Genomic DNA, 24,410 nt, shown 5'->3' on the forward strand with positions numbered 1-24,410 from the left:
TAAAAGGAGAACAAGATGAAAACATACCCAGTAGTAAAGAATCAAGAAGTAGAAGTAACGATCACCGATCTATCACATGAAGGCATGGGAATTGCCAAAGTCGATGGCTATTTATTATTTGTCGACAACGCATTACCAGGTGAAGTCGTTGAGATCAAAGTATTAAAAGTAGGACCAAAATTTGGTTTTGCGAAAGTGATGCATTATATCGAAAAAAGTGCACACCGTAACGAAGAGATCAATGAAGATCTATTACGTACGGGGATTGCACCGTTAAGTCACCTAGATTACCCTTCACAATTAGTCTTTAAACAAGAACAAGTTGAAAATGTGATGCGTAAAGTTGCAAAAATGCCTGATGTAACGGTCTTGCCAACGATTGGGATGGATGAGCCTTTTGGGTACCGCAATAAAGCACAAATCCCTGTTCAACGTATTCAAGGCGAGTTGACGACTGGTTTTTACCGTAAACATAGCCACACATTAGTACCGATGGAAGACTTTTTCATCCAAGAAAAAGAAATCGATGAAGCGATCGTAACGGTCCGTGATATTTTACAAGGTTTTGGTGTAAAAGCGTATAATGAAGAAGCGCATGAAGGATTCTTGCGTCATATCGTCGTACGTCGTGGTCATTATAGCGAAGAGATGATGATCGTCTTAGTCATAAAGAAAACAAAATTCTTCCAAGCCGATAAAATTTGTGCAGCGATCACTAAAGCTTTACCAAAAGTCGTATCGATTGTTCAAAATGTCAATGAAGAAAAAACAAACGTCATTTTAGGACCAGTCAACCGTGTCTTATTTGGCAAACCATATATCGAAGATCAATTATTAGGCAAAACGTACCGTATCTCAGCACGTTCATTCTACCAAATCAATACGGTACAAGCAGAAGAATTGTATAACTACGCTATCAATGCAGCAGGCTTAAAAGAGACAGATACCGTAATCGATGCCTATTCTGGAATCGGCACGATCGGTTTATCTTTAGCAGATAAAGTCCACCACGTCTATGGAATGGAAGTTGTTGAAGAGGCTGTTGAAGATGCACGTACCAATGCAGAGATCAATGGGATTGAAAATGCGACATATTTAGCTGGAAAAGCAGAAAAAGTGATGCAACAATTCGCCCGTGAAGGCATCCAAGCAAACGTTGTGTTTGTTGATCCTCCACGTAAAGGATTAGAAGCAAACTTTATCGAGTCTACAGTTCAAATGAAACCAGAAAAAGTGGTCTACATCTCATGTAATCCAGCAACAATGGCACGCGATATCGCGTTATTTGCTGATAAAGGCTACAAAGTCAAAACGATCCAACCAGTCGATCTATTCCCACAAACGCATCATGTGGAATGTGTCAGTGTATTGGTGAAGAAATAAGAGTGTGAAGCAGTTCTAGAGAAATCTAGAACTGTTTTTTTATTTATGTTGCAATGATCAATGCAAATATTATCGCAAAAACGATATGAAAATAACATAGAAAATAAACTAATCGAGATAAAGCATGGTAAACTAGATTTAAGAATAACAGTGAAAAGATAGTGTGGTGTAAAAATGGCAATCGCAAAAGCAATTCAATTGTATTTAGCTGATGGAACGTTAAATGGAATTTTAACCATTCAAGAACCTGCTGGATGGGGATCAGGGATTTTAGTATCGGCTCCTAGAGAAAATTTTGCCCAATTATTGAAACGACCAGAAGTCGACAATGCGGGTATTTATTTTTTATTATCAGAATCTCAGGTGTATATTGGTCAGTCACACAGTAGTATAAAAGCACGTTTAACCACGCATGATAGAAAAAAAGACTGGTGGGATCGAGTGATTTTCCTTACTAAAACTGATAAGTCTTTACGTGCAACGGACGTACAATATTTAGAAGTAGAATTTATTAAATTAGCTTTAAAAAATCAAACTGCGGATATGGATAATAAAAACGGTGGGAATCAAAATGGATATATTTCTGAATTTGATCGAGCTGCAAATGATCAGTTTATGCAAGAAGCATTATTGTTATTAGAAGTGATTGGGATTACTGTCTTTATGAAGAAGAATAAGTCAGAACTGCCCACAGTTACGACAGTTATCAAAACGGAGTGTACTACAAATCCTCGAACATGGAATCCTAGTATTGCTCAGTATACATTTTATTATCGAACAAAAAATGGTGGGGATGCTCGAATGAAGTGGATTAGTCCAAATGAATTTGTGTTACTTGCGGGCTCCGTATTAGGCAAAAGTTTTTCGGATAACTCGAGTGGTCAATATTCAAAAAAATTAAGAGCTCAGTATGCAGACAAGATTAACGATTTTGTTTTGAATACAGACATCATCTTTTCAAATCCCAATCCTACTTCGAATATTGTCGTAGGACGTGCGGCTAATGCATGGACGGAATGGAAGACAGAGCAAAATGAAACATTAGACAAAGTGATACATCGGTTGAATCAAATGACAGATTAGGAGTATATAATAATGTGGATAATTTAGACAAACATACTTTTGAAAATGATGCTCCGACTGAACTCTATTCTCGTATTCGTGGTTTGAAGCAAAGAATAGGACGATTGAAAAATCAACTAGAGCATCCAGACTATAATGAATCAGCAGCAGAAAAGATTGAAGATATCGAGAGTTTACGTAAACAATTGGTTCTAGCTAAACAAGTGTATAGCCAAAAAATAGGGGACTATCCGATGTCGAACAAAGAACAGGCAATCGATATGTTTGAACGTAATTTACAAAATGTTTCAAAAATTGTATTGACGATAGGTGGTTTTTTTGCGGGGTATCCGCATTATGTCGCAGATTTTTCAGATGATTTTTCTGTATATAAAGAATATTTCGATTCTAAAGAAATGATTCATTTATTGGACAAACTGAATCGACCGTATACGAAGGTAAGCTTTTTAGCTGAATTTAATAACATACATGTAGAAGAATGGAATAAAAGTTATTCTTTACGGAAATTTGGCTATGAGATCTTAGATGGTACACAATGGGAGCTTAAAATCTATTATAGTAACGATATCGCTCCACTTAACTATTCTGGAAATAATCACTATCCCTATAATTTTGAACAGTTACTACAGTTATTTAATGCTAAAGAGATGAGTTAGAATAAAAAAACAACTCCATCCCGCTTCACAAAAGGTAGGATGGAGTTGTCTTTATTCAAAGGAATATTCTGCTTTAAAACTACGGTCGATTTTACTTGTACCGTCTTGATAATTGAATTGCACGTCTGGTTGGACATTAAATAGATAGACATTGAAATTTAACGTCTTATTGGTATCCACAGCTTGTAACCAGTAACCTCTTGGCATCAACTCTTGATCACGAAAGACCGTGATGATCTCATAGGTCACTTTATTGTCTTTGATCTTTTGAGCATCGCGAACGAGTTTCTCATAATGCGTTTGTAAGATTTGGTTAGAAAAAGCCGATTGGGTCGCTAAGTTTTTCGGATTGTCGATACTACCCGTTTCGCCTTGTTTATAATTGCCATCGATATCTAGATTAAAACTAGAGGTATAGGCAAGTAAGTGACCACGGTTATAGATATAGTCATTGCCGACCTTTTTTTGATGCCAGCCAGTCGGTTTAAAGACTTGTTGGTCACGTCCTTCTGACTTACCTAAGTTTTTTTGATCGATAAAGGCCGTCACAAACGTCGTGCGATTTAGTGAATCTAAATCGCCATAGATGACTTTATTCGTCGACCACGCATCAGGATCGAGCGTCGATTTTCCGCCATCGACTTGATAGATCGCATTGTCGCCACTTTTAAAGTCCATTTGCGCTAAGGTATTGATCTGCGCGCTATTGTTTTGATAAAACGTACTTGGATCTTGTAGGCCATTTGAAGATGTTTGGCTTGATGGAGCTTGTTGTGTGACCTCTTGGTTTTGTGGTAAGAGATCAAGTAACTCTTCTCTTCCAAAAATCCCTGCACCTAATAAGACAAGGACCGAAACTCCAATACTAATGAGTTTTTTGTTATTTTTCATCTGATTTCCCCTTTATATTTGTTCAACTTAATAAAAATAACATGTTTTGCAAGGTTTGTCTAAAGGAGATTCCAATTGTCTAAGTCAAGTGGACATAGTACACTAAAGAAAAAAGGGGGTCATTTTAATGGAAGTACTTGTAGTGGTCGATATGCAAAATGATTTTATTACGGGAAGTTTAGGAACTAAAGAAGCCCAAGCGATCGTGCCAGTGGTGAGAGAAATGATCGAACGATTTGAAGGACCTGTCTTTTTTACTCGTGATACGCATCAAGTCGACTATTTATTGACGCAAGAAGGCCAAAAATTGCCAGTTTTGCATTGTTTAGAAGGTAGTGAAGGTTGGGAGATTGAAAGTACATTGCCCCTAGAAGACGCCGTGATTTTCAATAAACCCACGTTTGGGAGTACGAAGCTTGCACAGGAATTAGTAAAACTGTCGATACAAGAAACACTTGATGCGATTCATTTGATCGGTGTGTGTACGGATATTTGTGTCATTTCAAATGCGTTATTGCTCAAAGCTTTTTTACCAGAAGTGCCGATCATCGTACATGAAAAAGCATGTGCGGGGGTTACACCACAAGCACACACTCGTGCACTTGAAGCGATGAAGAGTTGTCAAATCGATATCAACTAAAAAATGAGGATCCCTTTTTTAGGGATCCTCATTTTACGCTTGCATCATCGTTTCTAGTTCTTGCATCGCTGTGATCACTTTTTCAGCTGTCATTTCTTCAGCTAATAAGTGAATACTTTCTTCTGCGATCGTGGCACGCTTTGCTACAGCCTGGTATTCTTTTTGCGTCAACACCATATCCATATCGTGTAGTGACATTGGAAGGTTCATTTTTTGATAGAAGGGTAGGAGTGCCTTGATCTCAGTAGGATTGTGTTCTAACATCAACTGGACAAGGATTCCGTAAGCGACCTTGTTACCATGTAGCTGATGATGACTTTGTGGTAAAATCGTCAATGCATCATGGATCGAATGTGCCGCAGCAGTTCGGCCGTATTCATCACCAAATCCACCGACCATCCCTGCGAGTAAGATATTGGTTTCAACAACAGTGATAAATTCAGTTGTCAGCTCGCCTTTTTTCATCGCATCGATTGCCTTTGTTCCATAGGCCAATAGATTTTCCTGGCATTTTTTGGCTGCAAAATGAGCTACTTGGACTTCGACCGGAACAGTAGCTAATTGGTGAATAATCGCATCGCCTTCATACCATTTTGCTAACGTATCGCCAATTCCTGCGATCATATAGTCGATTGGCGATTCTAGTAGTACACTTGGCTCGATCAAAGTCAATGCGATCGCTTCAGGAAAAATATCGTAACGATCCATCGAGCCATCTTGATTGTACATCACGCTTAGAGGTGTATAGGCGGCGCACGTTGCAGCAAGTGTAGGCAAGATAAGAACAGGTACTTGAAGTTGATGTCCGATTTGTTTGGCAAGATCAGCGATTTTTCCGCCTCCAACAGCTAAGATCGCCTCACAGTTTTCTTGTACAAAGCGTGTGCGTAATTCTGCGACTTTTTCATCGCAACATTCACCGCCATAGTGAACATTTACTAAATCAAATGAGGTTAGATCGGGCAAATACTTCGTCGCAGCCTTTAGAGAACGTGTTCCGTGAATAAATAAAAGTTTATGCAAGTTTCGTTTGATTAAGTGTTCGGGTAAAGTCGCCCATGCGCCATCTTGGCAAACATATTCTTGTGGGGCACCGCGAACGATCAATGAATGGGTCATGATTTCACACTCCTTTAGTCCTCTATAGTGTAAAAGATATTGCATAAGGATACAATAGATAATCTTAAAAAAGCATAAAAAATCGAAAAAATACAAAATAGAAAAATAAAAAAGCAAAAAAATGAATGAATATTGAATAATATAAGAAAAAATAGAATAAAAAACAAATATTATACAAAAATATACTTTTCAAACTACTAATAACATGTTATGATAAGCGAGTCATTATTTTATGAATTTTTATACATTTCAAATCAAAGGGGTTTTTTTATGAAAGGAAAAAATAAAAATTGGTTGATGGTCGTATTCGCATGTTTACTCATGTTGGGTGTTGCCTTACCAAGTATGAGTGTGCATGCACAAGAAAGTGATCCAACATTTGATGCGATCAAGAAAAAAGGGGAAGTCGTCGTTGGATTATCTGCGGATTATGCTCCGTATGAATTCCACGCGCAAGTCGATGGCGAAGATACAATCGTCGGATTTGATATTTCACTTGCTCAAAAAATCGCGGATGATATGGGTGTAAAATTAAAAATCGAAGAACTAGGTTTTGATGCCTTACTAGGTGCGCTAAAAACTGGAAAAATCGATTTGATCATCTCAGGAATGTCACCAACTGAAGAACGTCTAAAAGAAGTCGACTTTTCAGATCCATACTTAGAAACAACTCAAAAAATCATCGTACGTAAAGATGATCTAAATAAATTTAAATCAGTCAATGATTTTGATGGCGTAAAAGTCGGTGCACAAAAACAAACGACACAAGAAGCACTAGCAAAATCAGAATTAAAAGGGTCAAATGTCGTATCGTTACAAAAAGTTCCAGATATCGTCTTGAACTTAACAAACAATAAAGTCGATGCAGCTGTGTTAGAAGGTCCAATTGCCGAAGCTTATGTGCAACGTGATGATTCATTAGCATTTGCCAATGTGGCTTTTGCGGATGATCATAAAGAAACTGCCATCGCGATGCCAAAAAATGCGCCGGAACTAAAAGCGGCAGTCAATAAATCGATCAAAGAAGTCAAAGATCAAAAATTGATGGATAAATACAAAAAAGAAGCCAATGAATTGATGTTCCAAAAAGATCAAAACTTCTTCCAAAAATATTATAAATACTATGTAAGTGGTGCGGGATATACATTATTCTTAGCCGTGATTGGGGTCGTGTTTGGTGCGATCGTCGGTGGGATCTTAGCATTAATGAAACTTGGAAAAGTTCGTGTGGTACGTTGGATCGCAACAGCCTACATCGAATATGTTAGAGGAACACCTTTATTGGTTCAAATCTTTATCGTGTACTTTGGTTCTGGCATCATCGGAATCGAATTATCAAAAGTTGCGGCAGGGTGTATTGCCTTAGCCTTAAACAGTGGAGCGTATGTGGCTGAGATCATCCGGGCGGGGATCAATGCTGTTAACAAAGGACAAATGGAAGCAGCTCGTTCTCTAGGGATGAACCAACGTCAAGCGATGCAATTTATTATTTTCCCACAAGCGATCAAAAATATTTTACCTGCTTTAGGAAATGAGTTCGTAACCGTAATCAAAGAATCTTCTATCGTATCTGTTATTGGGGTATCCGAGTTGATCTTCCAAGCCGGAAACGTTCAAGGCGCAAGTTTCAAACCATTCTTACCTTACTTGATCGTATCGTTGATTTACTTTGTGATGACCTTTACGTTATCTCGTTTACTAGGTGTTGCTGAAAGGAGAATGAATACAGATGCTTAATATTGAAAATTTACACAAAACATTTGGCAAAAATGAAGTCTTAAAAGGAATCGATATGACAATCGAAGCTGGTGAAGTTGTCGTGATCATCGGCCCTTCAGGAAGTGGGAAAAGTACGTTTTTACGTTGTTTAAACTTACTTGAAACCCCAACTGATGGGAAGATCATTTTTGAAGGAACCAACCTTTTAGATAAAGGGGTCAATATCGACCAATTGCGTCAAAAAATGGGGATGGTATTCCAAAGTTTCAATTTATTCCCACATAAAACGGTTTTAGAAAATATTACGATCAGTCCAGTCAAAGTCAAAAAAGAAGCCGATGCTAAAGCAAAAGCTGAAGCGGAACGTTTACTTGATCTTGTAGGATTGAAAGATAAAAGCCAAGCCTACCCATCAAGTCTTTCTGGTGGACAGCAACAACGTGTAGCCATTGCCCGTGCATTGGCGATGAATCCTGATGTCATGTTGTTTGATGAACCCACATCAGCACTTGATCCTGAGATGGTCGGGGAAGTATTAGCTGTAATGCAAGGGTTAGCCAATAATGGGATGACAATGGTTGTCGTGACACATGAAATGGGATTTGCTCGTGAAGTGGCCGACCGTGTGATCTTTATGGATGAAGGGGTGATCCAAGAAGAAGGAACACCAGAACAAATCTTTACGAATCCTGAAAACCCACGTACGCAAAGTTTCTTAAATAAAGTGTTATAAAAGGAAGTTAACTATGGATCAAACAAGAGTAGCCAAACGGTTTCAAACACCAGATGAAAATTTATTGATGGATATTGGGATCTTAGCCAAGCAAACAAGTGGTCTGATCGATTTATCGATTGGCGATCCTGATTTGAATACAGAGGCTGCAATCATTGAGTATGCAATGAATGCAGCAAAAGAAGGACATACGCACTATACACTTTCTGATGGAAGTGAAGAATTTCGCCAAGCGGTCGCTGATTTTTATCAGCGAACGTATCAAATGCCTGTCGATAAAAATCAGGTGCGTGCGACAGTAGGTGTTTCCCATGGGTTATACCTAGCGTTGATGGCGATTTTAGATCCAGGTGACGAAGTGATCATTCATGAACCTTACTTTTCACCGTATAAAGATCAGGTCGAATTAGCAGAAGGTGTTCCTGTGATCGTGCCAACGTATGAAAAAGACGGGTTCCAATTAGATCCTGAAATTTTAGCACAGGCCATCACCCCAAAAACCAAAGCGATCATTCTCAATAATCCGAATAATCCAACTGGAGCGGTATTTAGTGAAGCGACGTGTCAAGCGATCGCAGATCTTGCGATTCAACATGATCTGTTTATTTTATCCGATGAAATCTACGAAGCGTTCTCGTTTGATCAACCATTTTATCCAATGGCGACATTTGCACCTGAGCATACGATCACATTTAGTGGTTTTTCAAAAGCTTTTGCGATGACCGGATGGCGTATTGGTTATATGATCTCACCAGTTTTCGTCAATGATGTCGCGCGTTATTTGAACGAAAATATTTCGTATTCAGCTAATGCTTTGTCTCAACAAGGGGCGATCTATGCTTTAGAGCATGCAGAAGAGATCATACCAAGTGTGGTCAAGATCTTTAAAGAGCGTTTAGCTTATGTTGAATCTCGGGTCGCGCAACACCCAAGACTTGAGATGAATCCAGTCAAAGGGACGATGTATGCCTACATCAATGTGAAAAAAACCAAGATGAATGCACTAGAATTTACGAAAGTCTTATTAGAAGAAGCCAAAGTCTTAGTGATTCCAGGAGATGCGTTTAGTGAGACGAAACCCACGACACATATTCGGATTGCAGTGACACAAGATATCGAACAATTAAAAGAAGCATTTGATCGTATCGATCAGTGTGTTTGATCCATTGAAGAAAGAAGCGAAGATTCGCTTCTTTTTTTTAGATTTTTTTTATGAGAAATACGGTTACATAAGAAAGGCTATGCTATAATGAGAAAAATATTAAAGGGGGAACACCAATGAGAGCAGTATTAACTGTAATTGGACAAGATAAAGTGGGGATCGTAGCTGGTGTGAGTACACAATTAGCTGAATTGAATTTAAACATCGTAGACATGACGCAGACGATCATGCAAGATTTTTTTACGATGATGATGATGCTAGAAGTACCAGAAGATGTAGATTATGAAGTCCTTCGTCAAGCCTTAGATACATGTGGCGAAACGTTAGGTGTCAAGATCACGATCCAAAACGAAGCGATCTTTGATGCAATGCATAAATTATAATCAGGTGTAGACAGGAGAGAATCATGGAAAGCAATCAAATATTAGAAACGATTCGTATGGTCGAAGAAGAAAATCTAGATATCCGAACGATTACAATGGGAATTTCTTTATTGGACTGTATCGATGCAGATGTGGATGTCGCGTGTGAAAAGATTTATCAGAAAATTACCACAAAAGCCAAGGATTTAGTAGCAGTTGGTGAAGCGATTGAAACGGAATATGGAATCCCAATTATCAATAAACGAATCTCAGTGACACCGATCGCGTTGATTGCTGCGGCAAGTCATGTCGATAAAACGGAATGTGTGAAGTTTGCCAAAGCACTAGATCGTGCAGCCAAAGCAGTCGGAGTCAATTTTATTGGTGGATACAGTGCATTAGTCGAAAAAGGCTACCAAGCAGGCGATCTTCCGTTGATCCAATCGATTCCAGAAGCGTTAGCACAAACGGATTTTGTGTGTTCATCGGTCAATATTGGCTCGACTAAAGCGGGAATCAATATGGATGCGGTCAAATTGATGGGCGAGATCGTTAAGGAAACCGCCGATACATCCGATATGGGCTGTGCGAAATTAGTCGTGTTTGCCAATGCAGTTGAAGACAATCCCTTTATGGCGGGGGCATTCCATGGTGTTGGAGAAGCCGATTGTGTGATCAATGTGGGGGTTAGTGGTCCTGGTGTGGTCAAACGCGCGTTAGAAAAAGTCAAAGGACAATCGTTTGACGTGGTTGCCGAAACGGTTAAACAGACAGCATTTAAAATTACTCGAATGGGCCAACTCGTTGGTCGTGTCGCTTCTGAGCGCTTGAATGTACCCTTTGGGATCGTGGATCTATCCCTAGCGCCAACTCCTGCTGTAGGCGATAGCGTGGCTTTGATCCTAGAAGAAATGGGACTAGAGTCTGTGGGCACACATGGGACAACAGCGGCCCTTGCCTTGTTAAATGACGCAGTGAAAAAAGGCGGCGTCATGGCATGTAACCATGTCGGTGGTTTATCGGGCGCATTTATCCCAGTTTCTGAAGATGCAGGGATGATCAAAGCAGTCCAAAATGGATTATTAAATCTTGAAAAACTAGAAGCGATGACAGCGATTTGTTCAGTAGGTCTTGATATGATCGCGATCCCTGGTGAAACAAGTGCAACAACGATTGCGGCGATGATTGCAGACGAAGCGGCCATCGGAGTGATCAATCATAAAACGACTGCGGTACGTTTGATTCCAGCTAAAGATACAAAAGTCGGAGATATGGTAGAATTTGGTGGCTTATTAGGAACAGCTCCTGTCATGAAAACCAATCCCGCACAATCAAGTGACTTTATCACGCGTGGTGGTCGAATCCCAGCACCGATCCATTCATTTAAAAATTAACAAAAAGCAGCCTGTCTATACGACAAGCTGCTTTTTTTAGAAAATAAAGAGATTGACAAAATGAAGCAAAATAAATCCATAGATTGCAATCGAGATCGGTTTTAACGTTAAAATAATCAAGAGGTATTCTTTAAAATTCATACGACTGATTCCCGCGATAAAACAAGCGATATCGTCGGGGGCAAAAGGGATCAAAAAGGTCAACATCATAAATCGCTTGATGTTTTTATGATGTTTTTCAATTGAAGCTTCAAAACGTTCATAAGCTTTTTTCGATAAGACCATTTTAACAAAGGCATGTCCATAATGTTTGACTAAAAAATAAGCGATGATTTCACCAATCACTAGCCCGATATAGCTATAGACCAACCCATGAAATGTCCCAAAGAGCAACATGCCTGCTACAGTCGAGATTCCTCCAGGTAAAATCGGTACAATCACTTGGACGATTTCTAAGATAATGAAAAATAAAATGCCTAAATGGCCAAATTGTTCGATGAAAGTCTGTAATGTTTTTGTGGAATGGAAGATGCCTAAATGGATTCCGTATGCTACGACACCGATTAGAGAAAGTACTCCTATTAACGGTAAAATTTGTAAAAAGAGGTGCAACCATTTTTTCCAACCTGTTTTCATGAATTGTCTAAACTCCAATCTAAGTCTTATCTATCTATTTTAAACGATAACTTGGGTGATAGAAAGTCTAAAGTGGTGGATTTGTTTTTTTTAACGGTTTCGGCTACAATAAAACAGAACTAAAAAGGTAGGGTGATTATGAAGTATACACATTATATTTGGGATTTTGATGGCACACTGTTTGATACATATCCGATTATTTTAAAAGGATTTATGGACACGTTAAACACGTATCAGATTCAAGCAGACGAAAAAGAAATTTATTACTTATTGAAATCAAAATCATCAAAAGCAATTGCGGAGAAATATGGATTAGATTTCGCTGAATTTACACGAGTATTCAAATCATTTGAAGCCAAAGATACACGTGAACCAGTGCCATTTGAGGGTGCAAAAGCGATTTTAGAAAGAGTGATCGCAGAAGGTGGAAAAAATTATATTTTGACTCATCGGGATACACCGGGAACAAATGAACTGTTAGCAACATATGAGTTAACCGACTATTTCGTGGAAATCATTGGATCAGAACGACCATTTCCAAGAAAACCTGCACCAGATTCGCTCTTGTATTTAATCGATACCTACAAAATGGAAACATCTCAAGCAGTCATGATTGGAGATCGTTTTATGGATATCGATGCTGGAAAAGCTGCAGGGATCAATACCGTATTCTTTGATCAAGATCACTTGTTAGAAGATGTTTCCGCTACTCAAAATGTCACGCATTTACTGGATATAGACTAAGAAAAAACTAGTTTGTCTTTTGATGAATTAGTTTTTTTGCGTAGGTATCTATAAGGAGGAAATAGGATGCCTATAGAAGAATCGATTTTTAAACGTGTAAGCAAATGGATCAAAGACCATATCAGCTGGACCTTATTGATCGTAAGTATGGTTAGCGCTCTAGCACTTGTGTCATTCATACTCTATATGAAGCAATCTTCACCTGTACCACAACAATTACAAGAAGAGACGATAACTTCAACAAGTGAATCAACGGCTGAAAGTACGTCGTTTCTTTTTGTCGATGTCAAAGGTGCAGTAGTCAAGCCTGGCGTGTATCAAGTGGCACCTGGAGCACGGACACAACAAGTGATCCAATTGGCTGGAGGGATGACAAAAGAAGCTGAACAGCGTGCGATCAATCTAGCACAAAAAGTCGTCGACCAAGCCGTCATCTATGTGCCAACAACAGGGGAACAAACACCAGATACATGGTCGAATCAAACAAGCGCAACGAATAGTGAACGTGATTCAAAGAAGGTCAATTTAAATACAGCAGATGAAATGACCTTGATGACATTAAACGGTATCGGTGAGAAAAAAGCACAGGCAATCGTTGCGTATCGTACGCAGCATGGGCCATTTAAAACGGTCGAAGAATTAAAAGAAGTCGATGGATTTGGTGAAAAGACAGTTGAAAAATTGAAAGACTCGATTACAATAGAATAAAGTAGACAAATGTCTAGAAAGGAGGGGCAAAATGACGAAACGAATTCCTTGGGATCAATACTTTATGGCACAGGCTTCTTTATTATCGTTACGAAGTACGTGCACGCGTTTAGAAGTAGGCGCAACGCTAGTGAAAGACAAGCGAATTATTGCAGGTGGGTATAACGGTTCAGTCAGTGGGGATGATCATTGTATTGATCACGGATGTTATGTTGTTGACAATCACTGTATTCGTACGATTCATGCAGAAATGAATGCCTTATTGCAATGTGCAAAATTAGGTGTATCGACGAACGGAGCAGAGATTTATGTGACACATTTTCCTTGTCTACAATGTACTAAGTCGATTTTACAAGCTGGGATTAAGACGATCCACTATTTAAATAATTATCGAAATGATCCATATGCGTTAGAGCTGATTGAAAAAGTAGGCGCTAAAGTCCATCAAGTAACATTAGATCCGCAGTACTTCGAAAAGTTATCATTTATTCCTTCAGAAAGTCAGGAAGATGAGGCTTAAAAACTTCTTCTTCTTGCCTGTAGGGCTAGCTACTGTATTTTATTTTACCTTCCTCTCTTTTTCTATCTTTTCATTCATGACCACCCTCTTTTTTTTCAGTCTTACCGTGTATCGTAGACAATGGCATATCTTGCTGATTGCTATGGCCTTAACGACGATCTTCGTCGTAAGAAATCAATGGACAACCGTTTCATTGATACAAGAACAACCGGTTACAGGGTTAGTTCGTGTATATGCAGATACGATCGTAGTATCTGGAGATCAAGTGACATTTGATGGCGAATTATCAAGGCAAAAAACAAAATTTCGTTATCGTGTCAAGAATAAAGCTGAACAGCAACACTGGCAAAATCGTTCGCAAAAACACGTAGAATTTATGGCAACTGGAACATTTACAACCCCACTTCCGGCAACAAATCAACATGGTTTTGATTATCGACGCTATTTAATGAGCGAGCATTATCAAGGTGTCGTTATCATTACCGATATGAAGCATACGCATAAATTACATTATTTGACACTTTTTTCGCATTATCTTCGTATGCGAGCCATTGCTCATGTAGAAAAACATCTTCCTCATACAGCTGCTTTATGGATAAACGGACTGTTGTTTAATTACCGCCAAACAGAATATTATGAAAGTTTGAGTCAATTTACGAATAATGGTCTGCTTCATCTGTTCAGTATCTCTGGGATGCATGTGTACTTTTTTTTAGGTTGGTTAGATTTTTTCTTTCGGCGATCTGGCTTTACGGCAACTCGGCAATTGCCATTTTTTGTTGTGTTTAGTCTCTTGTTAGTCTCTTTATTCGGCGGATCGATCAGTATTCTTCGAGCCGTTTGTGCCTATTTACTTTACTGGAGTGTCCGAGAGTTTGCGCTTCAACTAAGTGGCACAGACCGCTACGCAATTATTTTACTGCTTTGTTTGATCATTGAACCTCAGACGTTATGGCAATTATCTGCACAACTTTCTTTTTTATTTTCCTTCTTTTTACTTTTCATTCCAATGAAAACGAATACAATAAAACAAAAACTATGGACGGCACAGTTGTTTCCGTTGCTTAGTATTCCCATGTTGCTGTATCATTTTTTTGATTGGCCACTTGCTAGTGGGATTTGGACGCTTCTACTCGTTCCTTATTTCGAACTGATTTTACTTCCTGGAGCAGTCTTTGTCTTTTTGATTGCAGGAGTTGAACCAATCAGTCATATTTTGGCCAATAGCTTAACCTTGAGTATGCACATGATCAGTCAAATCATAGCATGTATTCCATTGATAAAATGGCATGCGGGGACGATTCCTTTTTTTGTTGCCGTCAGTTGCACGATAGGAATGCTATGGGCGATCACGACAAAACATTATGGTTATTTTGTGGTGTGCTGTGTGCTGATTCCATTTGGTGTGACTCTAGTTCATCCATTCGAAAAAATCACATTTTTAGATATTGGACAAGGGGATTCGATTGTGATTCAAAGTCAATATAATCGGGAAGTATATCTAATCGATACTGGTGGAAGACTTCCATTTCAAACGGATAATTGGCGTCAGCAGACCAAAAAAGCCAATGCAGAGTATTCATTGATTCCATATTTAAAAGGAGAAGGAATCCATGTGATTACAGGATTGTTTTTGACACATGGAGATACGGATCATATGGGTGATGCTGCAAAGATATTAAAGGAGTTTCAGGTAAAGACGGTCTATCTTGGGTCAGGCAGTCAAACACATTCGAATATCAAGCGGTTGATCAAGCAGTTTCCAAAGCAAAACTTTCAGGTCGTAACGGTGAATCAACTGATTGGTAAAGAACTGCCTTTACAAGTATTAGCACCTAAAAATGTAGGAAAGGGAGAAAATAATGATTCGCTTGTATTGTATACGACAGTTGCCGGAAAAAGAGTGTTATTAACAGGGGATTTAGAAAAGTCTGGTGAACTTGAGCTAATCAAACGATATCCTAATCTGTTAGTCGATGTATTAAAAGTTGGGCATCATGGAAGCAAAACCGCAACAGATCCTTTGTTTTTAGACAAAATCAAACCAATAGAAGCAATCGTATCGGTAGGCCGAGAAAATCGCTACCATCATCCCCATCAAGAAACACTTGATACCTTACAAGATGCACATATCAAGATTTTACGCACCGATCAACTAGGAATGATCCAATATCGAAAATGGAGAACGATCAGCCAGCAAATTCATTGGTTAGATGACTAGAAATCCTTTAGATTCCGTGATAACATAAGTCTGAAAGTAGGAGGAAGTATGACGATTAAACAATTAGTAGCTACTATCGAACAAGAGCCACTTGCTTCTTGTTATTTAGTTGAAGGAAATGAGGAATATTTTCAACAATTTGTGCGCCAGGCATTCTTTAACCGATTAAAAATGGATGAAAATCATTTGAACTTTAGTCATATCGATATGGATACCCAAACGATAGATGCGTTATTAGATGAAGCAGAAACATTGCCTTTTTTTGGAGATGAACGACTGATTTTTATCGAACAGCCTTATTTTTTAACTTCAGAAAAGCGTACCGGTGCTCCAGAACAAAATCTTGATCGTTTACTGGCCTATCTAAAAGACCCAGTCCCTTCAAGTATCCTTGTGTTCTTTGCCAATTATGAAAAATTGGATGAACGAAAAAAAATAACAAAAGCCTTGCGAAAATCTAGTGTAATATTAGATGTTAAACCACCGAGCGATCAAGAAGTAAAAAAAATCGTACAAGCCAAAGTAAATGAAGCCAAAGTCGATATTGAACCAGCTGCCCTGGCTTACTTGCTAGAAGCAACTGAACTGAATCTAACGAAGATCATGCGAGAATTAGAAAAATTGGTCGTCTATGCCAATCAAACCAAACAAATCGATTATCAAGCTGTGACTCAATTGATCCCGAAAACATTAGAAAACAATGTCTTTGAACTAACACAAGGCATTTTACAAGGAGAAACCGAGCAAGCGATTCGTCAATATCGTGAATTGGTCGTACAAGGAGAAGAGACGATCAAAATCAATGCGATTTTGATTGGTCAAGTAAGATTGTATTTACAAGTAGCTTTACTGATGAAAAAAGGCATGCAACAAGGCGCAATCGCGCAGCAGGTCAAAGCGCATCCGTATCGTGTCAAATTAGCGATGCAGCAAGTTAAAAAATATACGACACGTGAATTGATGGCCTTATATGACGAATTAGTAGAAAATGACTATCAAATGAAGACAGGTCAAATGGCAAAAGAATATCTATTTGAATTGTTTATTTTAAAAACGACACGAAAAAGTGCATAAAAAAAGAAGCCACTAGTGGCTTCTTTTTTTAGACTTATTTCGCGATTTTTTTGCTTAAGCGAGATTTGTCACGACTAGCTTTGTTTTTGTGGATTAATCCTTTAGTTTCAGCCATGTCGATAGCTTTAACAGCATCTTTAAATAACGCATCAACGTTATTAGCACCAGCAGCTACAGCTTCGTCAAATTTTTTGATCGCAGTACGCATTGCGCTTACTTGTGCAGAGTTTTTTGCATTAGCAGTTTCGCTAGTACGTACGCGTTTGATAGCAGATTCAATGTTTGGCATATTTTTCACCTCCAAAAAAAATTCTTATACGAATACGAAAAACGTATAAATCAACACTAGTCATTATACCTAATGATCAACACGATTGCAATTAAAAGTTGTAAAGAATGTTTACTTAACACAAAAAAATAAAGAAAGCAGAAATTCTGCTTTCTTTATTTTTATTTGCTCATCCACCAATAGCCGATCAAGATGATACCTAATACAATACGATACCAACCAAAGACGGTAAAATCGTGTTTTTTGATATAAGACATCAAGAATTTAATCGCTAGAACGGATACGATGAAAGATACGACCGTACCGGTTAGTAAGATAATCAAACTTTCTGTACTAAATGTATTTCCAGCATGGAAGAATTTGTACATTTTAAGTAAACTTGCACCAAACATCGTTGGAATACCTAAAAAGAATGAGAATTCAGCTGAAACAAAACGAGAACCACCTAAAATAATTCCACCCAAAATCGTTGATCCAGAACGAGAAGTACCGGGGATCAAAGCAAGGACTTGGAACATTCCGACTAAAAAGGCAAAACGATAACTGATTTGGTTTAAAGTACTAACTTTAGGAGTTACCGTACGATTGCGACGTTCGACGACAATAAACGCGATCCCATAAACGATCAAGACGATAGCTACAGAAATAAAATTATAAAATGTAGCATCTAACCAATCATCTAGGAACAATCCAATGATAGCAGATGGGATAATCGCAAAGATTACTTTAAACCAAAGGCTCCATGTATCGCGTTTTTCTTCTAGTGTTTTACTAGGCGCAAACGGATTTAGTTTTGTAAAATACAAGACGACTACAGCTAAGATCGCACCAAGCTGAATGACCACATTAAACATAGTCATAAATTCAGTCGATTCTTTGATTTTTAAGAATTCATCGGCTAAAATCAAATGTCCCGTACTACTGATTGGAAGCCATTCTGTGATTCCTTCAATGATCCCAAAAATAATAGCTTTAATAAAATTTTCAATAAACAAGTAGTTCATTCCTTTCAAAAAAATTTCACCTTTTTTAGTATACCTTGTTTAGATTCAGAAAAAAAGAAAAATTGTAGCTTAAGACCTGATCTACGGGCATAAAACTACAACTTTTCTTAAAATACTTAAGATTGTAATAAGGTACGTGAAATTTCTTTACCTTGTTCGATAAATTTAGTACTTGCGAAATCTTCAATCGTAAATTGACCGTTCTCAAAACTTAAACGCGTAACAGAACCATTGTCGATATCCACTCTAACATTGTTTTCATCATTGATGAGATGCATCAAAAAGGAGATCGTTAAGCCATGAGAGACGACGAGTGCTTTTCCGCCGCCTTTTTTTTCTACACGATGGGCGATATCTTCAAATCCAGTTCGCACGCGATGACTTAATGTTTCGTAAGTTTCTGCCCAATTTGCGGTATCGACATCGTAAATCGCTTCGCAGATCTCTTTAAACGTTACTTTTTTCGCAATCATCTCGTCATAATCCGGAAAATTCAGAATGCGTGGGATCACGCCCCACATTTCAGCATCATACCCACCTTCTAATGAACCAAAGCACCATTCGCGAATTCTAGGATCCACGCGGTAATCAATGGTTGACGCTTCTGGATGTTCGCCTAAAATCAAACGCATCGTTTCGATTGCGCGGCCACTATCACTAGAAACAGCTTCTACGAATGGAGTTTCTTTTAGTCCTAAACCAAGATAATGGATGCCTTGTACACCTGATTTTGTAAGGGGTGTATCGCACCACCCTTGGACGCGTTGAATCGTATTGAACATCGTTTTACCATGTCGTACTACATAGAGTTCTGTTTTTGCCATGAAAATTCCTCCTTTTTATTCGTTAAAAAATGGATTCGTTTGTTTCTCATCGCCAATCGTGGTTTTCTCGCCATGCCCTGGGAATGCTTGGGTCTCATCAGGTAACGTAAACAGTTGTGTGGTAATGCTACTTAACAGTTGTTCTAGATCCCCACTGTATAAGTCTGTACGACCAATACTTCCTTTAAATAAAGCATCGCCACAAAAGACGATACCGTCAAAAATAAAGCTGACGCTGCCAATCGAATGTCCCGGTGTAGGGACGACTGTAAAGTGAAAAGGACCGATCGTATACGGTGTAAATAGATCAAATTCATGTTCTGCAGGCTCTAAAATCAGCGGAGCCATCTCTGGATGACGACCAGAAAGATTTTTGATTGGATCTTGGAGCCATTCTTGTTCAGCTGAACTGACGTACACAGGAACCTCAAATGTCTCTCTGACACTTGTTACTGCACCAATGTGGTCATAATGAGTATGGGTCAATAAGATCGCTAGTAATTGTGTACCAGATTCTTTGATAGCCTGAATCAAGGTCGTCTCTTCGGCACCAGGATCAATAATCAAAGAAAAACCACCATGCTCGATTAAATAGCAATTTTCTTGGGCAGCTCCAGTAATGTAACGCGTAATTTTCATTGCGTCTCCTCCTTTAAACGGGTTGACTTCAGTATAACGTAAAACCGTAGACAAACAAAGAGACGACACTTTTTTAAATCAGCAACAAAATAGCAAAAATTTACTAAGAAAAAACTAAAAAATTTCACAAAAAAATATGTCTGCTTACTAGATACGCTATGATAAGACAAAAGGGGGGACTGCCAATGAACAAAATCATACGAGTGTCTTTATTAGGCCTCCTTTTTGTCGTGCTTTCTGCTTGTCAACGAACAGAACAAGCTTTTTTAACTCAACCAGTAAAAGAAGTGTTGCCGACAAAAGAAAATTTAACGACACAGCAAAATTTTTTATTGTTGCAAAAAGATAGTCAACTTTTCCCACAAAGCCAAGGTGTTTATGATGTCATCGGAGATCAATTAACGATTGTGAAACAGTATGTCCCTGCAGTCGATTCGACCAAGATGCAAGCCAATACGATAGTGATCGAACAAAAAAAATTAGAACAAGTCAAACAAGATTTTCAGCGTAGTTTTCCAGGACTTCAATACGAAGATGATCCTTATAAAGTATATGAACAAAAATTTACTCAAACGAAAGTCGAGTTACATGATGGATATTTCGTATTGCGCGCACAGCCTTCATTTGAGCAAACGTTCCAATTTGTCGACAATAGTGATACAAAAGTTATCGATGATAATGGAACGATCTATGAAATTCAATATAGCGACTGACACATAAGAATTTTTCTTATGTGTTTTTTTGACATTTCATCACTTTCCTTCGTTTATAAACATAAAGGAGGAATTTGAATGGATATGTATATGTTAGAATTACGTCAAGCTAAGGTGTTGTATATTTTGGTATTGATCAGTATTGCGATGGCTTTTGATTTTATTAGTGGAGTCTTTGCCGCGCGATATACCAAAACGGTTACGTCAAAACAAGGTATCAATGGAATCCTTCGTAAAATCGCCAGTTTATGTTTATTGTTGTTTTTTCTACCGATTGCTTTACTGATCCCGATGAAAGCTGGAGTCGGGATGTTGTATTTGTTTTATTTAGGTTATCTATGGTTTGAGGTCCATTCGATTTTAGAAAATTATCAAAAACTTGGGATTGATACACAATTATTTCAAGCATTTATCGTCCAGCTCAAAAAGCTCCTTACGAACTATACCAAACGCAAATAAATGTGAAATACCTGTCCAAATCCTAAAAAAATCCTAACCAAAACCATCTTCTCGTTACCTTTTTTTTAAAAAACTGCTATGCTTTGAAAGCAAACTATATGGGTGAGGGAGTGTACAAAACGTGGCACAAAAAAAAGGAACGTTTGGATTGGAACAAATCAAAAAAATCATCGTGATGATATTTACTGGGATTGCAGGTGCATTAAGTATCAATTTCTTTTTGAATCCAGCGCATGTGTTTTCAGCTGGAATGAATGGGCTTGCACAAATCATCGTAGGGTTAGCGCAACAATATTTAGGGATCTCGTTAAGTATTGGACTATTTATTTTGATTTTAAATATTCCAATTTTTATTTTAGGCTTTATTAAATTAGGTGGAAGTTCTACTTTTTTAAGTTTTATCAATGTGGTGCTGATTTCAGTATTTACGATTTTATTGCCAGAAGGACAAGTCACGGATAATATTTTATTAAATGCTTTAGTCGGTGGTGTTTTGATTGGGATCGGAGCGGGATTTTCACTAAAAATGGGATTTACAACAGGTGGGATGGATATTTTATCTTTAGTTTTTTCTAAGATCACAGGAAAGACGGTCGGCAGTTATATGTTGTTGCTCAATGGGATTATTGTATTGATCGCCGGATTTTTATTCTCATGGGAAAGTGCACTTTACACCATTATTTCGATCTATGCCATGAGTCGTGTGGTGGATACGATTCATACGAGCCATCAAAAAGTTACGGCGATGATCACGACACGCCATGCAGACCAAGTAGGAAAGAATATTTCAAAACATGTCTTTCGCGGAATGACCTTACTTCCTTCTATTGGTGGGTATTCTGGGATCAATAGCCAAACGATCATGATGGTCATCACACGTTATGAATTATATGATTTGGAACAAGCTGTTCTTGAAATCGATGAGAATGCGTTTATCAATATTTTACCAACACAATCAATCACTGGACGATTTGCTTCGGATGATGAGCAACGGATTTTTAAAGCAACAGGCGCTTTTCCAGAATTAAAAAGAAATAAGCGATAAGCAATTTACAAATTGTAAAAAAACAAGTATCATTTGTCTAAATAGAGGACAGGGGGATACGACATGAGTCAAGAACCAGAAGAAGTAGGGGTAGACGAAGAATTAGAAGAAATTAAAGAGCGTATTTTAATGGCTCTAGAGACCGTAATCGATCCAGAGCTTGGGATTGATATCGTAAATTTAGGATTAGTATATGAAGTTGATTTTGCAAAAGACACGGGAGATACGATCATTAAAATGACTTTAACTACAATGGGCTGCCCGTTAGCAGATGTATTGACTGAAAATATCCATGATGCATTAGCAGAAGTCGATGAAGTCAATAAAATCGAAGTCAAATTAGTCTGGTATCCAGCGTGGACAACCGATAGAATGAGTCGTTATGCACGGATTGCTTTAGGGATTCGCTAAGGATAATATAAGAAAAAACCAACCGCCTGTTCATCATTCAGACGGTTGGTTTTTTTATACGGTATAAAAAGCGTAAAGTTGAGATAGATAAGCGAGTAAACCGATTGTTATCAATAAAAAAGTCGCAATAGTTCGGACTCTAGTAGAGACGATCGTATTTAGGATACTCAATATCAATAGACTGAACAATCCTAGCGTAAACAAATAAGTGCGCCCAGAAGAAGCCCAAATAGTTGGGGAGAAAGCTAAAATCATGCGTACTACGATCGCCGCACAAAACATCAAGACCCAAATTATTCTTAGCGTAAACGAAGTCTTTACACGCAAGTAACACCATAGAATACTGATAGTGATGCCAAGTAAGATCAGTTCTGGAATCCAAGTCTTAAAATTTGAGAATTGAAAGGTCGTTCCGTACTGTGTGAATTGCGCGTAAAAGAATTCTCTAAAGGTACTTGGGATAAACTGAAAGAGATTATAGGTGAGAAAAAGACTAATGGCGATCGGAATCAACGGTAGAATATAATCAAGCTTAGACAGTTTTTCTTTGGTATATAGTGCGAGTGCTAGCACAAATAATAAGACAACGGGTAAAGCAAGCTGATCAAAAAATAAATGACGGACCGTCGATGAAAAACCTAACTCAAGTTTACGAAACAAACTTAAGGCTTCATAATCCGGAAACCATTGTGCTACTTCTGATGCATAGCGTACCTGATTTCCATTAGAAAAGAGGATAACCCCTAAATTTGCGAGGGTAATTCCTAAAAAAGGCAGAATGCGGGCAACAAGTAAATCTGATCGATAAACTAAATAACCGAGAACAAGTACACTATATGTTCCAAATAAAGGAAGCATTTGTTCGTGATTGGTCGCATAAATACTAGCAAGCAGGCCAACAATATAAAGTGTTTTGTTGCATCGTTTTTGTAGCAATGCCCAAATACTATAACTTGCTAATAAAGCGCTAGCGTAGACCCATAAGTAATTGGTGCTTGTGGCAATCCAACCAGTATCATAAAATAAAGAAAGGGGGATGCAACAAAATAGCGCAGTCGAGACTAGAAGATCACACGTACGTGTTTTAGATCCACGAACAAAAAACGCTGGTAAAACACTAGCGATCGTCATCATCAATGCATTGATCAGACGGAAAAACCAAAAGTGGGTCACGCTATAAAGGGTAAATGTTTCGATAACCAATCGTGAACTCCAAGTGCTATAGCGATGGGCTAAAAACTTAAAGTAGTTACCGTTATAGTCATGACGTAACGGTTCGAAAAAAAGCAATTGATCATCTTTAACATGGGTCAAAGGAATCGTAAGATGAAATAGCAAAAAGAATAGAAAAATCAAGAAAATTGTGATATAAGATGATCTATATCGGGTATGGAACCATTCCATAAAGACACTCCTAACATAATAGCATTCTAGTTTATTCTATCGGTTCTATATTAGAAAAGCTAGACATAATCAAAGAAATGAGGAATATTCTATGCAAGTAAAATGGGTAGTAAAAAAATTTTCTGAACTAACCCCACAAGAACTTTATGCGATCATGGTCGTCAGACAAGAAGTATTTGTAGTTGAACAAGCATGTGTCTATCAAGATGCAGATGGGTGGGATCCAAAAGCGTTGCACTTATTTTGTATGGACGAACAACAACATGTTTTAGGATATAGTCGTTTATTTTTAGCAGAAACGAAATATCAAGAGGCGTCTATAGGGCGCGTCGTTGTGGCAAAAAAAGCTCGTAAAACAGGCTTAGGTCGTGCATTACTTAAAGAAGGACTACGTTATTTAATTGAAGAAAAAAAACAAAAAATCTTTTATATCCAAGCGCAGCACTATTTAGAATCATTTTATGCGAGTTTTGGATTTCAAACGACATCGACACCTTATGAAGAAGACGATATCTTACATGTAGACATGATAAAAACGATATAGATTTAGCTTTTATTTGCGGATTTATAGCGTTTC

27 protein-coding genes are annotated in these 24,410 nt (G+C 38.1%); 19 read left to right on the forward strand and 8 right to left on the reverse strand.

All coding sequences use genetic code 11. From position 1 onward, the window contains the following. Positions 1-15: 15 nt before the first annotated feature. From rlmD to I573_RS07655, 3 genes are all read left to right on the forward strand, one after another. Entirely contained in the window at positions 16-1,383 is a 1,368-nt protein-coding gene (gene rlmD / locus I573_RS07645; protein ID WP_016185594.1) for a 23S rRNA (uracil(1939)-C(5))-methyltransferase RlmD, read from the forward strand. 174 nt (positions 1,384-1,557) lie between these two features. Next, positions 1,558-2,466 (forward strand): GIY-YIG nuclease family protein, encoded by a 909-nt coding sequence (locus I573_RS07650; RefSeq protein ID WP_016185593.1) that lies wholly within the window; start codon positions 1,558-1,560, stop codon positions 2,464-2,466. Positions 2,467-2,480: 14 nt separating this feature from the next. Further along, positions 2,481-3,122 (forward strand): hypothetical protein, encoded by a 642-nt coding sequence (locus I573_RS07655; RefSeq protein WP_016185592.1) that lies wholly within the window; start codon positions 2,481-2,483, stop codon positions 3,120-3,122. A 51-nt stretch (positions 3,123-3,173) separates the two neighbouring features. Here I573_RS07655 and I573_RS07660 read toward each other — a convergent pair whose 3' ends face one another. Continuing rightward, the gene (locus I573_RS07660; RefSeq protein WP_016185591.1) at positions 3,174-4,013 is read right to left on the reverse strand and encodes a DNA/RNA non-specific endonuclease; all 840 of its coding nucleotides are present in this window, start codon (positions 4,011-4,013) and stop codon (positions 3,174-3,176) included. 127 nt (positions 4,014-4,140) lie between these two features. Here I573_RS07660 and I573_RS07665 point away from each other — a divergent pair, with 127 nt between their 5' ends. Next, positions 4,141-4,653, forward strand: a complete 513-nt coding sequence (locus tag I573_RS07665; RefSeq protein WP_016185590.1) for a cysteine hydrolase family protein — start codon at positions 4,141-4,143, stop codon at positions 4,651-4,653. 33 nt (positions 4,654-4,686) lie between these two features. On the opposite strand, the gene I573_RS07670 is transcribed toward I573_RS07665, so the two are convergent. Further along, positions 4,687-5,772, reverse strand: coding sequence for an iron-containing alcohol dehydrogenase family protein (locus tag I573_RS07670; protein WP_016185589.1), 1,086 nt, complete (start codon positions 5,770-5,772; stop codon positions 4,687-4,689). Between the two features lie 270 nt (positions 5,773-6,042). Between I573_RS07670 and I573_RS07675 the strand changes: the two genes are divergently transcribed. The 5 genes from I573_RS07675 to I573_RS07695 all read left to right on the forward strand — a co-directional run bounded on the left by I573_RS07675 (position 6,043) and on the right by I573_RS07695 (position 11,142). Next, positions 6,043-7,509, forward strand: a complete 1,467-nt coding sequence (locus I573_RS07675; protein ID WP_016185588.1) for an ABC transporter substrate-binding protein/permease — start codon at positions 6,043-6,045, stop codon at positions 7,507-7,509. Beyond that, on the forward strand, positions 7,502-8,224 hold the full coding sequence (locus I573_RS07680) for an amino acid ABC transporter ATP-binding protein (RefSeq protein WP_016185587.1): 723 nt from the start codon (positions 7,502-7,504) through the stop codon (positions 8,222-8,224). Before I573_RS07675 ends, I573_RS07680 begins: the two co-directional genes overlap by 8 nt. Before the next feature lie 13 nt (positions 8,225-8,237). Then, positions 8,238-9,386, forward strand: a complete 1,149-nt coding sequence (locus tag I573_RS07685; protein WP_016185586.1) for an aminotransferase class I/II-fold pyridoxal phosphate-dependent enzyme — start codon at positions 8,238-8,240, stop codon at positions 9,384-9,386. Positions 9,387-9,502: 116 nt separating this feature from the next. Further along, entirely contained in the window at positions 9,503-9,769 is a 267-nt protein-coding gene (locus I573_RS07690) for an ACT domain-containing protein (protein ID WP_016185585.1), read from the forward strand. 23 nt (positions 9,770-9,792) lie between these two features. Then, positions 9,793-11,142 (forward strand): PFL family protein, encoded by a 1,350-nt coding sequence (locus I573_RS07695; protein ID WP_016185584.1) that lies wholly within the window; start codon positions 9,793-9,795, stop codon positions 11,140-11,142. Between the two features lie 36 nt (positions 11,143-11,178). Here the strand turns inward: I573_RS07695 and I573_RS07700 are convergent, their stop codons facing one another. Beyond that, positions 11,179-11,778 carry a TVP38/TMEM64 family protein gene (locus I573_RS07700; RefSeq protein ID WP_016185583.1) on the reverse strand — a complete coding sequence of 200 codons (600 nt, stop codon included), beginning with the start codon at positions 11,776-11,778 and terminating at the stop codon, positions 11,179-11,181. 138 nt (positions 11,779-11,916) lie between these two features. Between I573_RS07700 and I573_RS07705 the strand changes: the two genes are divergently transcribed. The 5 genes from I573_RS07705 to holA all read left to right on the forward strand — a co-directional run bounded on the left by I573_RS07705 (position 11,917) and on the right by holA (position 17,045). After that, entirely contained in the window at positions 11,917-12,522 is a 606-nt protein-coding gene (locus tag I573_RS07705) for an HAD-IA family hydrolase (RefSeq protein ID WP_016185582.1), read from the forward strand. Between the two features lie 66 nt (positions 12,523-12,588). Beyond that, the gene (locus I573_RS07710) at positions 12,589-13,230 is read left to right on the forward strand and encodes a ComEA family DNA-binding protein (protein WP_016185581.1); all 642 of its coding nucleotides are present in this window, start codon (positions 12,589-12,591) and stop codon (positions 13,228-13,230) included. 31 nt (positions 13,231-13,261) lie between these two features. Beyond that, positions 13,262-13,750, forward strand: coding sequence for a ComE operon protein 2 (locus I573_RS07715; protein WP_016185580.1), 489 nt, complete (start codon positions 13,262-13,264; stop codon positions 13,748-13,750). 106 nt (positions 13,751-13,856) lie between these two features. Then, positions 13,857-15,971, forward strand: a complete 2,115-nt coding sequence (locus I573_RS07720) for a DNA internalization-related competence protein ComEC/Rec2 (RefSeq protein ID WP_245555076.1) — start codon at positions 13,857-13,859, stop codon at positions 15,969-15,971. A 48-nt stretch (positions 15,972-16,019) separates the two neighbouring features. Continuing rightward, on the forward strand, positions 16,020-17,045 hold the full coding sequence (gene holA / locus I573_RS07725; RefSeq protein WP_016185578.1) for a DNA polymerase III subunit delta: 1,026 nt from the start codon (positions 16,020-16,022) through the stop codon (positions 17,043-17,045). A 34-nt stretch (positions 17,046-17,079) separates the two neighbouring features. On the opposite strand, the gene rpsT is transcribed toward holA, so the two are convergent. From rpsT to I573_RS07745, 4 genes are all read right to left on the reverse strand, one after another. Beyond that, positions 17,080-17,334 (reverse strand): 30S ribosomal protein S20, encoded by a 255-nt coding sequence (gene rpsT, locus I573_RS07730; protein ID WP_016185577.1) that lies wholly within the window; start codon positions 17,332-17,334, stop codon positions 17,080-17,082. Between the two features lie 161 nt (positions 17,335-17,495). Continuing rightward, complete coding sequence (locus I573_RS07735; protein ID WP_016185576.1) at positions 17,496-18,329, reverse strand: undecaprenyl-diphosphate phosphatase; 834 nt, start codon at positions 18,327-18,329, stop codon at positions 17,496-17,498. A 125-nt stretch (positions 18,330-18,454) separates the two neighbouring features. Then, positions 18,455-19,162 carry a histidine phosphatase family protein gene (locus I573_RS07740; RefSeq protein WP_016185575.1) on the reverse strand — a complete coding sequence of 236 codons (708 nt, stop codon included), beginning with the start codon at positions 19,160-19,162 and terminating at the stop codon, positions 18,455-18,457. Positions 19,163-19,177: 15 nt separating this feature from the next. Further along, the gene (locus I573_RS07745) at positions 19,178-19,801 is read right to left on the reverse strand and encodes an MBL fold metallo-hydrolase (protein WP_016185574.1); all 624 of its coding nucleotides are present in this window, start codon (positions 19,799-19,801) and stop codon (positions 19,178-19,180) included. A gap of 185 nt (positions 19,802-19,986) precedes the next feature. On the opposite strand from I573_RS07745, the gene I573_RS07750 reads away from it, so the two are divergent. The 4 genes from I573_RS07750 (at position 19,987) to I573_RS07765 (ending at position 22,429) form a co-directional block, all read left to right on the forward strand. Next, positions 19,987-20,514, forward strand: coding sequence for a hypothetical protein (locus tag I573_RS07750; RefSeq protein WP_016185573.1), 528 nt, complete (start codon positions 19,987-19,989; stop codon positions 20,512-20,514). A 78-nt stretch (positions 20,515-20,592) separates the two neighbouring features. Continuing rightward, positions 20,593-20,973, forward strand: a complete 381-nt coding sequence (locus tag I573_RS07755; protein ID WP_016185572.1) for a phage holin family protein — start codon at positions 20,593-20,595, stop codon at positions 20,971-20,973. A 175-nt stretch (positions 20,974-21,148) separates the two neighbouring features. Then, positions 21,149-22,018, forward strand: coding sequence for a YitT family protein (locus I573_RS07760; protein ID WP_211213406.1), 870 nt, complete (start codon positions 21,149-21,151; stop codon positions 22,016-22,018). 63 nt (positions 22,019-22,081) lie between these two features. After that, a complete protein-coding gene (locus I573_RS07765; RefSeq protein ID WP_016185570.1) occupies positions 22,082-22,429 on the forward strand; it encodes a metal-sulfur cluster assembly factor in 348 nt (115 codons plus the stop codon). A 54-nt stretch (positions 22,430-22,483) separates the two neighbouring features. Here the strand turns inward: I573_RS07765 and I573_RS07770 are convergent, their stop codons facing one another. Then, entirely contained in the window at positions 22,484-23,833 is a 1,350-nt protein-coding gene (locus I573_RS07770; RefSeq protein ID WP_016185569.1) for a hypothetical protein, read from the reverse strand. A gap of 91 nt (positions 23,834-23,924) precedes the next feature. Here I573_RS07770 and I573_RS07775 point away from each other — a divergent pair, with 91 nt between their 5' ends. After that, positions 23,925-24,377, forward strand: a complete 453-nt coding sequence (locus I573_RS07775) for a GNAT family N-acetyltransferase (protein ID WP_016185568.1) — start codon at positions 23,925-23,927, stop codon at positions 24,375-24,377. Positions 24,378-24,410: the final 33 nt, after the last annotated feature.

It is taken from the genome of Enterococcus sulfureus ATCC 49903 (assembly GCF_000407605.1).
In the GTDB taxonomy this organism is placed as follows: Bacteria; Bacillota; Bacilli; order Lactobacillales; family Enterococcaceae; genus Enterococcus_G; species Enterococcus_G sulfureus.

What these genes read in the sequence shown, in the direction of transcription:
- I573_RS07690 (WP_016185585.1), top strand. Translation starts at nt 9,503, where the DNA reads ATGAGAGCAGTATTAACTGTAATTGGACAAGATAAAGTGGGGATCGTA.
- I573_RS07685 (WP_016185586.1), top strand. Translation starts at nt 8,238, where the DNA reads ATGGATCAAACAAGAGTAGCCAAACGGTTTCAAACACCAGATGAAAAT.
- I573_RS07705 (WP_016185582.1), top strand. Translation starts at nt 11,917, where the DNA reads ATGAAGTATACACATTATATTTGGGATTTTGATGGCACACTGTTTGAT.
- I573_RS07775 (WP_016185568.1), top strand. Translation starts at nt 23,925, where the DNA reads ATGCAAGTAAAATGGGTAGTAAAAAAATTTTCTGAACTAACCCCACAA.
- rpsT (WP_016185577.1), bottom strand. Translation starts at nt 17,334, where the DNA reads ATGCCAAACATTGAATCTGCTATCAAACGCGTACGTACTAGCGAAACT.
- I573_RS07770 (WP_016185569.1), bottom strand. Translation starts at nt 23,833, where the DNA reads ATGGAATGGTTCCATACCCGATATAGATCATCTTATATCACAATTTTC.
- I573_RS07670 (WP_016185589.1), bottom strand. Translation starts at nt 5,772, where the DNA reads ATGACCCATTCATTGATCGTTCGCGGTGCCCCACAAGAATATGTTTGC.
- I573_RS07755 (WP_016185572.1), top strand. Translation starts at nt 20,593, where the DNA reads ATGGATATGTATATGTTAGAATTACGTCAAGCTAAGGTGTTGTATATT.
- I573_RS07710 (WP_016185581.1), top strand. Translation starts at nt 12,589, where the DNA reads ATGCCTATAGAAGAATCGATTTTTAAACGTGTAAGCAAATGGATCAAA.
- I573_RS07765 (WP_016185570.1), top strand. Translation starts at nt 22,082, where the DNA reads ATGAGTCAAGAACCAGAAGAAGTAGGGGTAGACGAAGAATTAGAAGAA.
- I573_RS07675 (WP_016185588.1), top strand. Translation starts at nt 6,043, where the DNA reads ATGAAAGGAAAAAATAAAAATTGGTTGATGGTCGTATTCGCATGTTTA.
- I573_RS07680 (WP_016185587.1), top strand. Translation starts at nt 7,502, where the DNA reads ATGCTTAATATTGAAAATTTACACAAAACATTTGGCAAAAATGAAGTC.
- I573_RS07695 (WP_016185584.1), top strand. Translation starts at nt 9,793, where the DNA reads ATGGAAAGCAATCAAATATTAGAAACGATTCGTATGGTCGAAGAAGAA.
- I573_RS07650 (WP_016185593.1), top strand. Translation starts at nt 1,558, where the DNA reads ATGGCAATCGCAAAAGCAATTCAATTGTATTTAGCTGATGGAACGTTA.
- I573_RS07750 (WP_016185573.1), top strand. Translation starts at nt 19,987, where the DNA reads ATGAACAAAATCATACGAGTGTCTTTATTAGGCCTCCTTTTTGTCGTG.
- I573_RS07715 (WP_016185580.1), top strand. Translation starts at nt 13,262, where the DNA reads ATGACGAAACGAATTCCTTGGGATCAATACTTTATGGCACAGGCTTCT.
- I573_RS07760 (WP_211213406.1), top strand. Translation starts at nt 21,149, where the DNA reads ATGATATTTACTGGGATTGCAGGTGCATTAAGTATCAATTTCTTTTTG.
- I573_RS07665 (WP_016185590.1), top strand. Translation starts at nt 4,141, where the DNA reads ATGGAAGTACTTGTAGTGGTCGATATGCAAAATGATTTTATTACGGGA.
- I573_RS07660 (WP_016185591.1), bottom strand. Translation starts at nt 4,013, where the DNA reads ATGAAAAATAACAAAAAACTCATTAGTATTGGAGTTTCGGTCCTTGTC.
- I573_RS07745 (WP_016185574.1), bottom strand. Translation starts at nt 19,801, where the DNA reads ATGAAAATTACGCGTTACATTACTGGAGCTGCCCAAGAAAATTGCTAT.
- holA (WP_016185578.1), top strand. Translation starts at nt 16,020, where the DNA reads ATGACGATTAAACAATTAGTAGCTACTATCGAACAAGAGCCACTTGCT.
- I573_RS07700 (WP_016185583.1), bottom strand. Translation starts at nt 11,778, where the DNA reads ATGAAAACAGGTTGGAAAAAATGGTTGCACCTCTTTTTACAAATTTTA.
- rlmD (WP_016185594.1), top strand. Translation starts at nt 16, where the DNA reads ATGAAAACATACCCAGTAGTAAAGAATCAAGAAGTAGAAGTAACGATC.
- I573_RS07740 (WP_016185575.1), bottom strand. Translation starts at nt 19,162, where the DNA reads ATGGCAAAAACAGAACTCTATGTAGTACGACATGGTAAAACGATGTTC.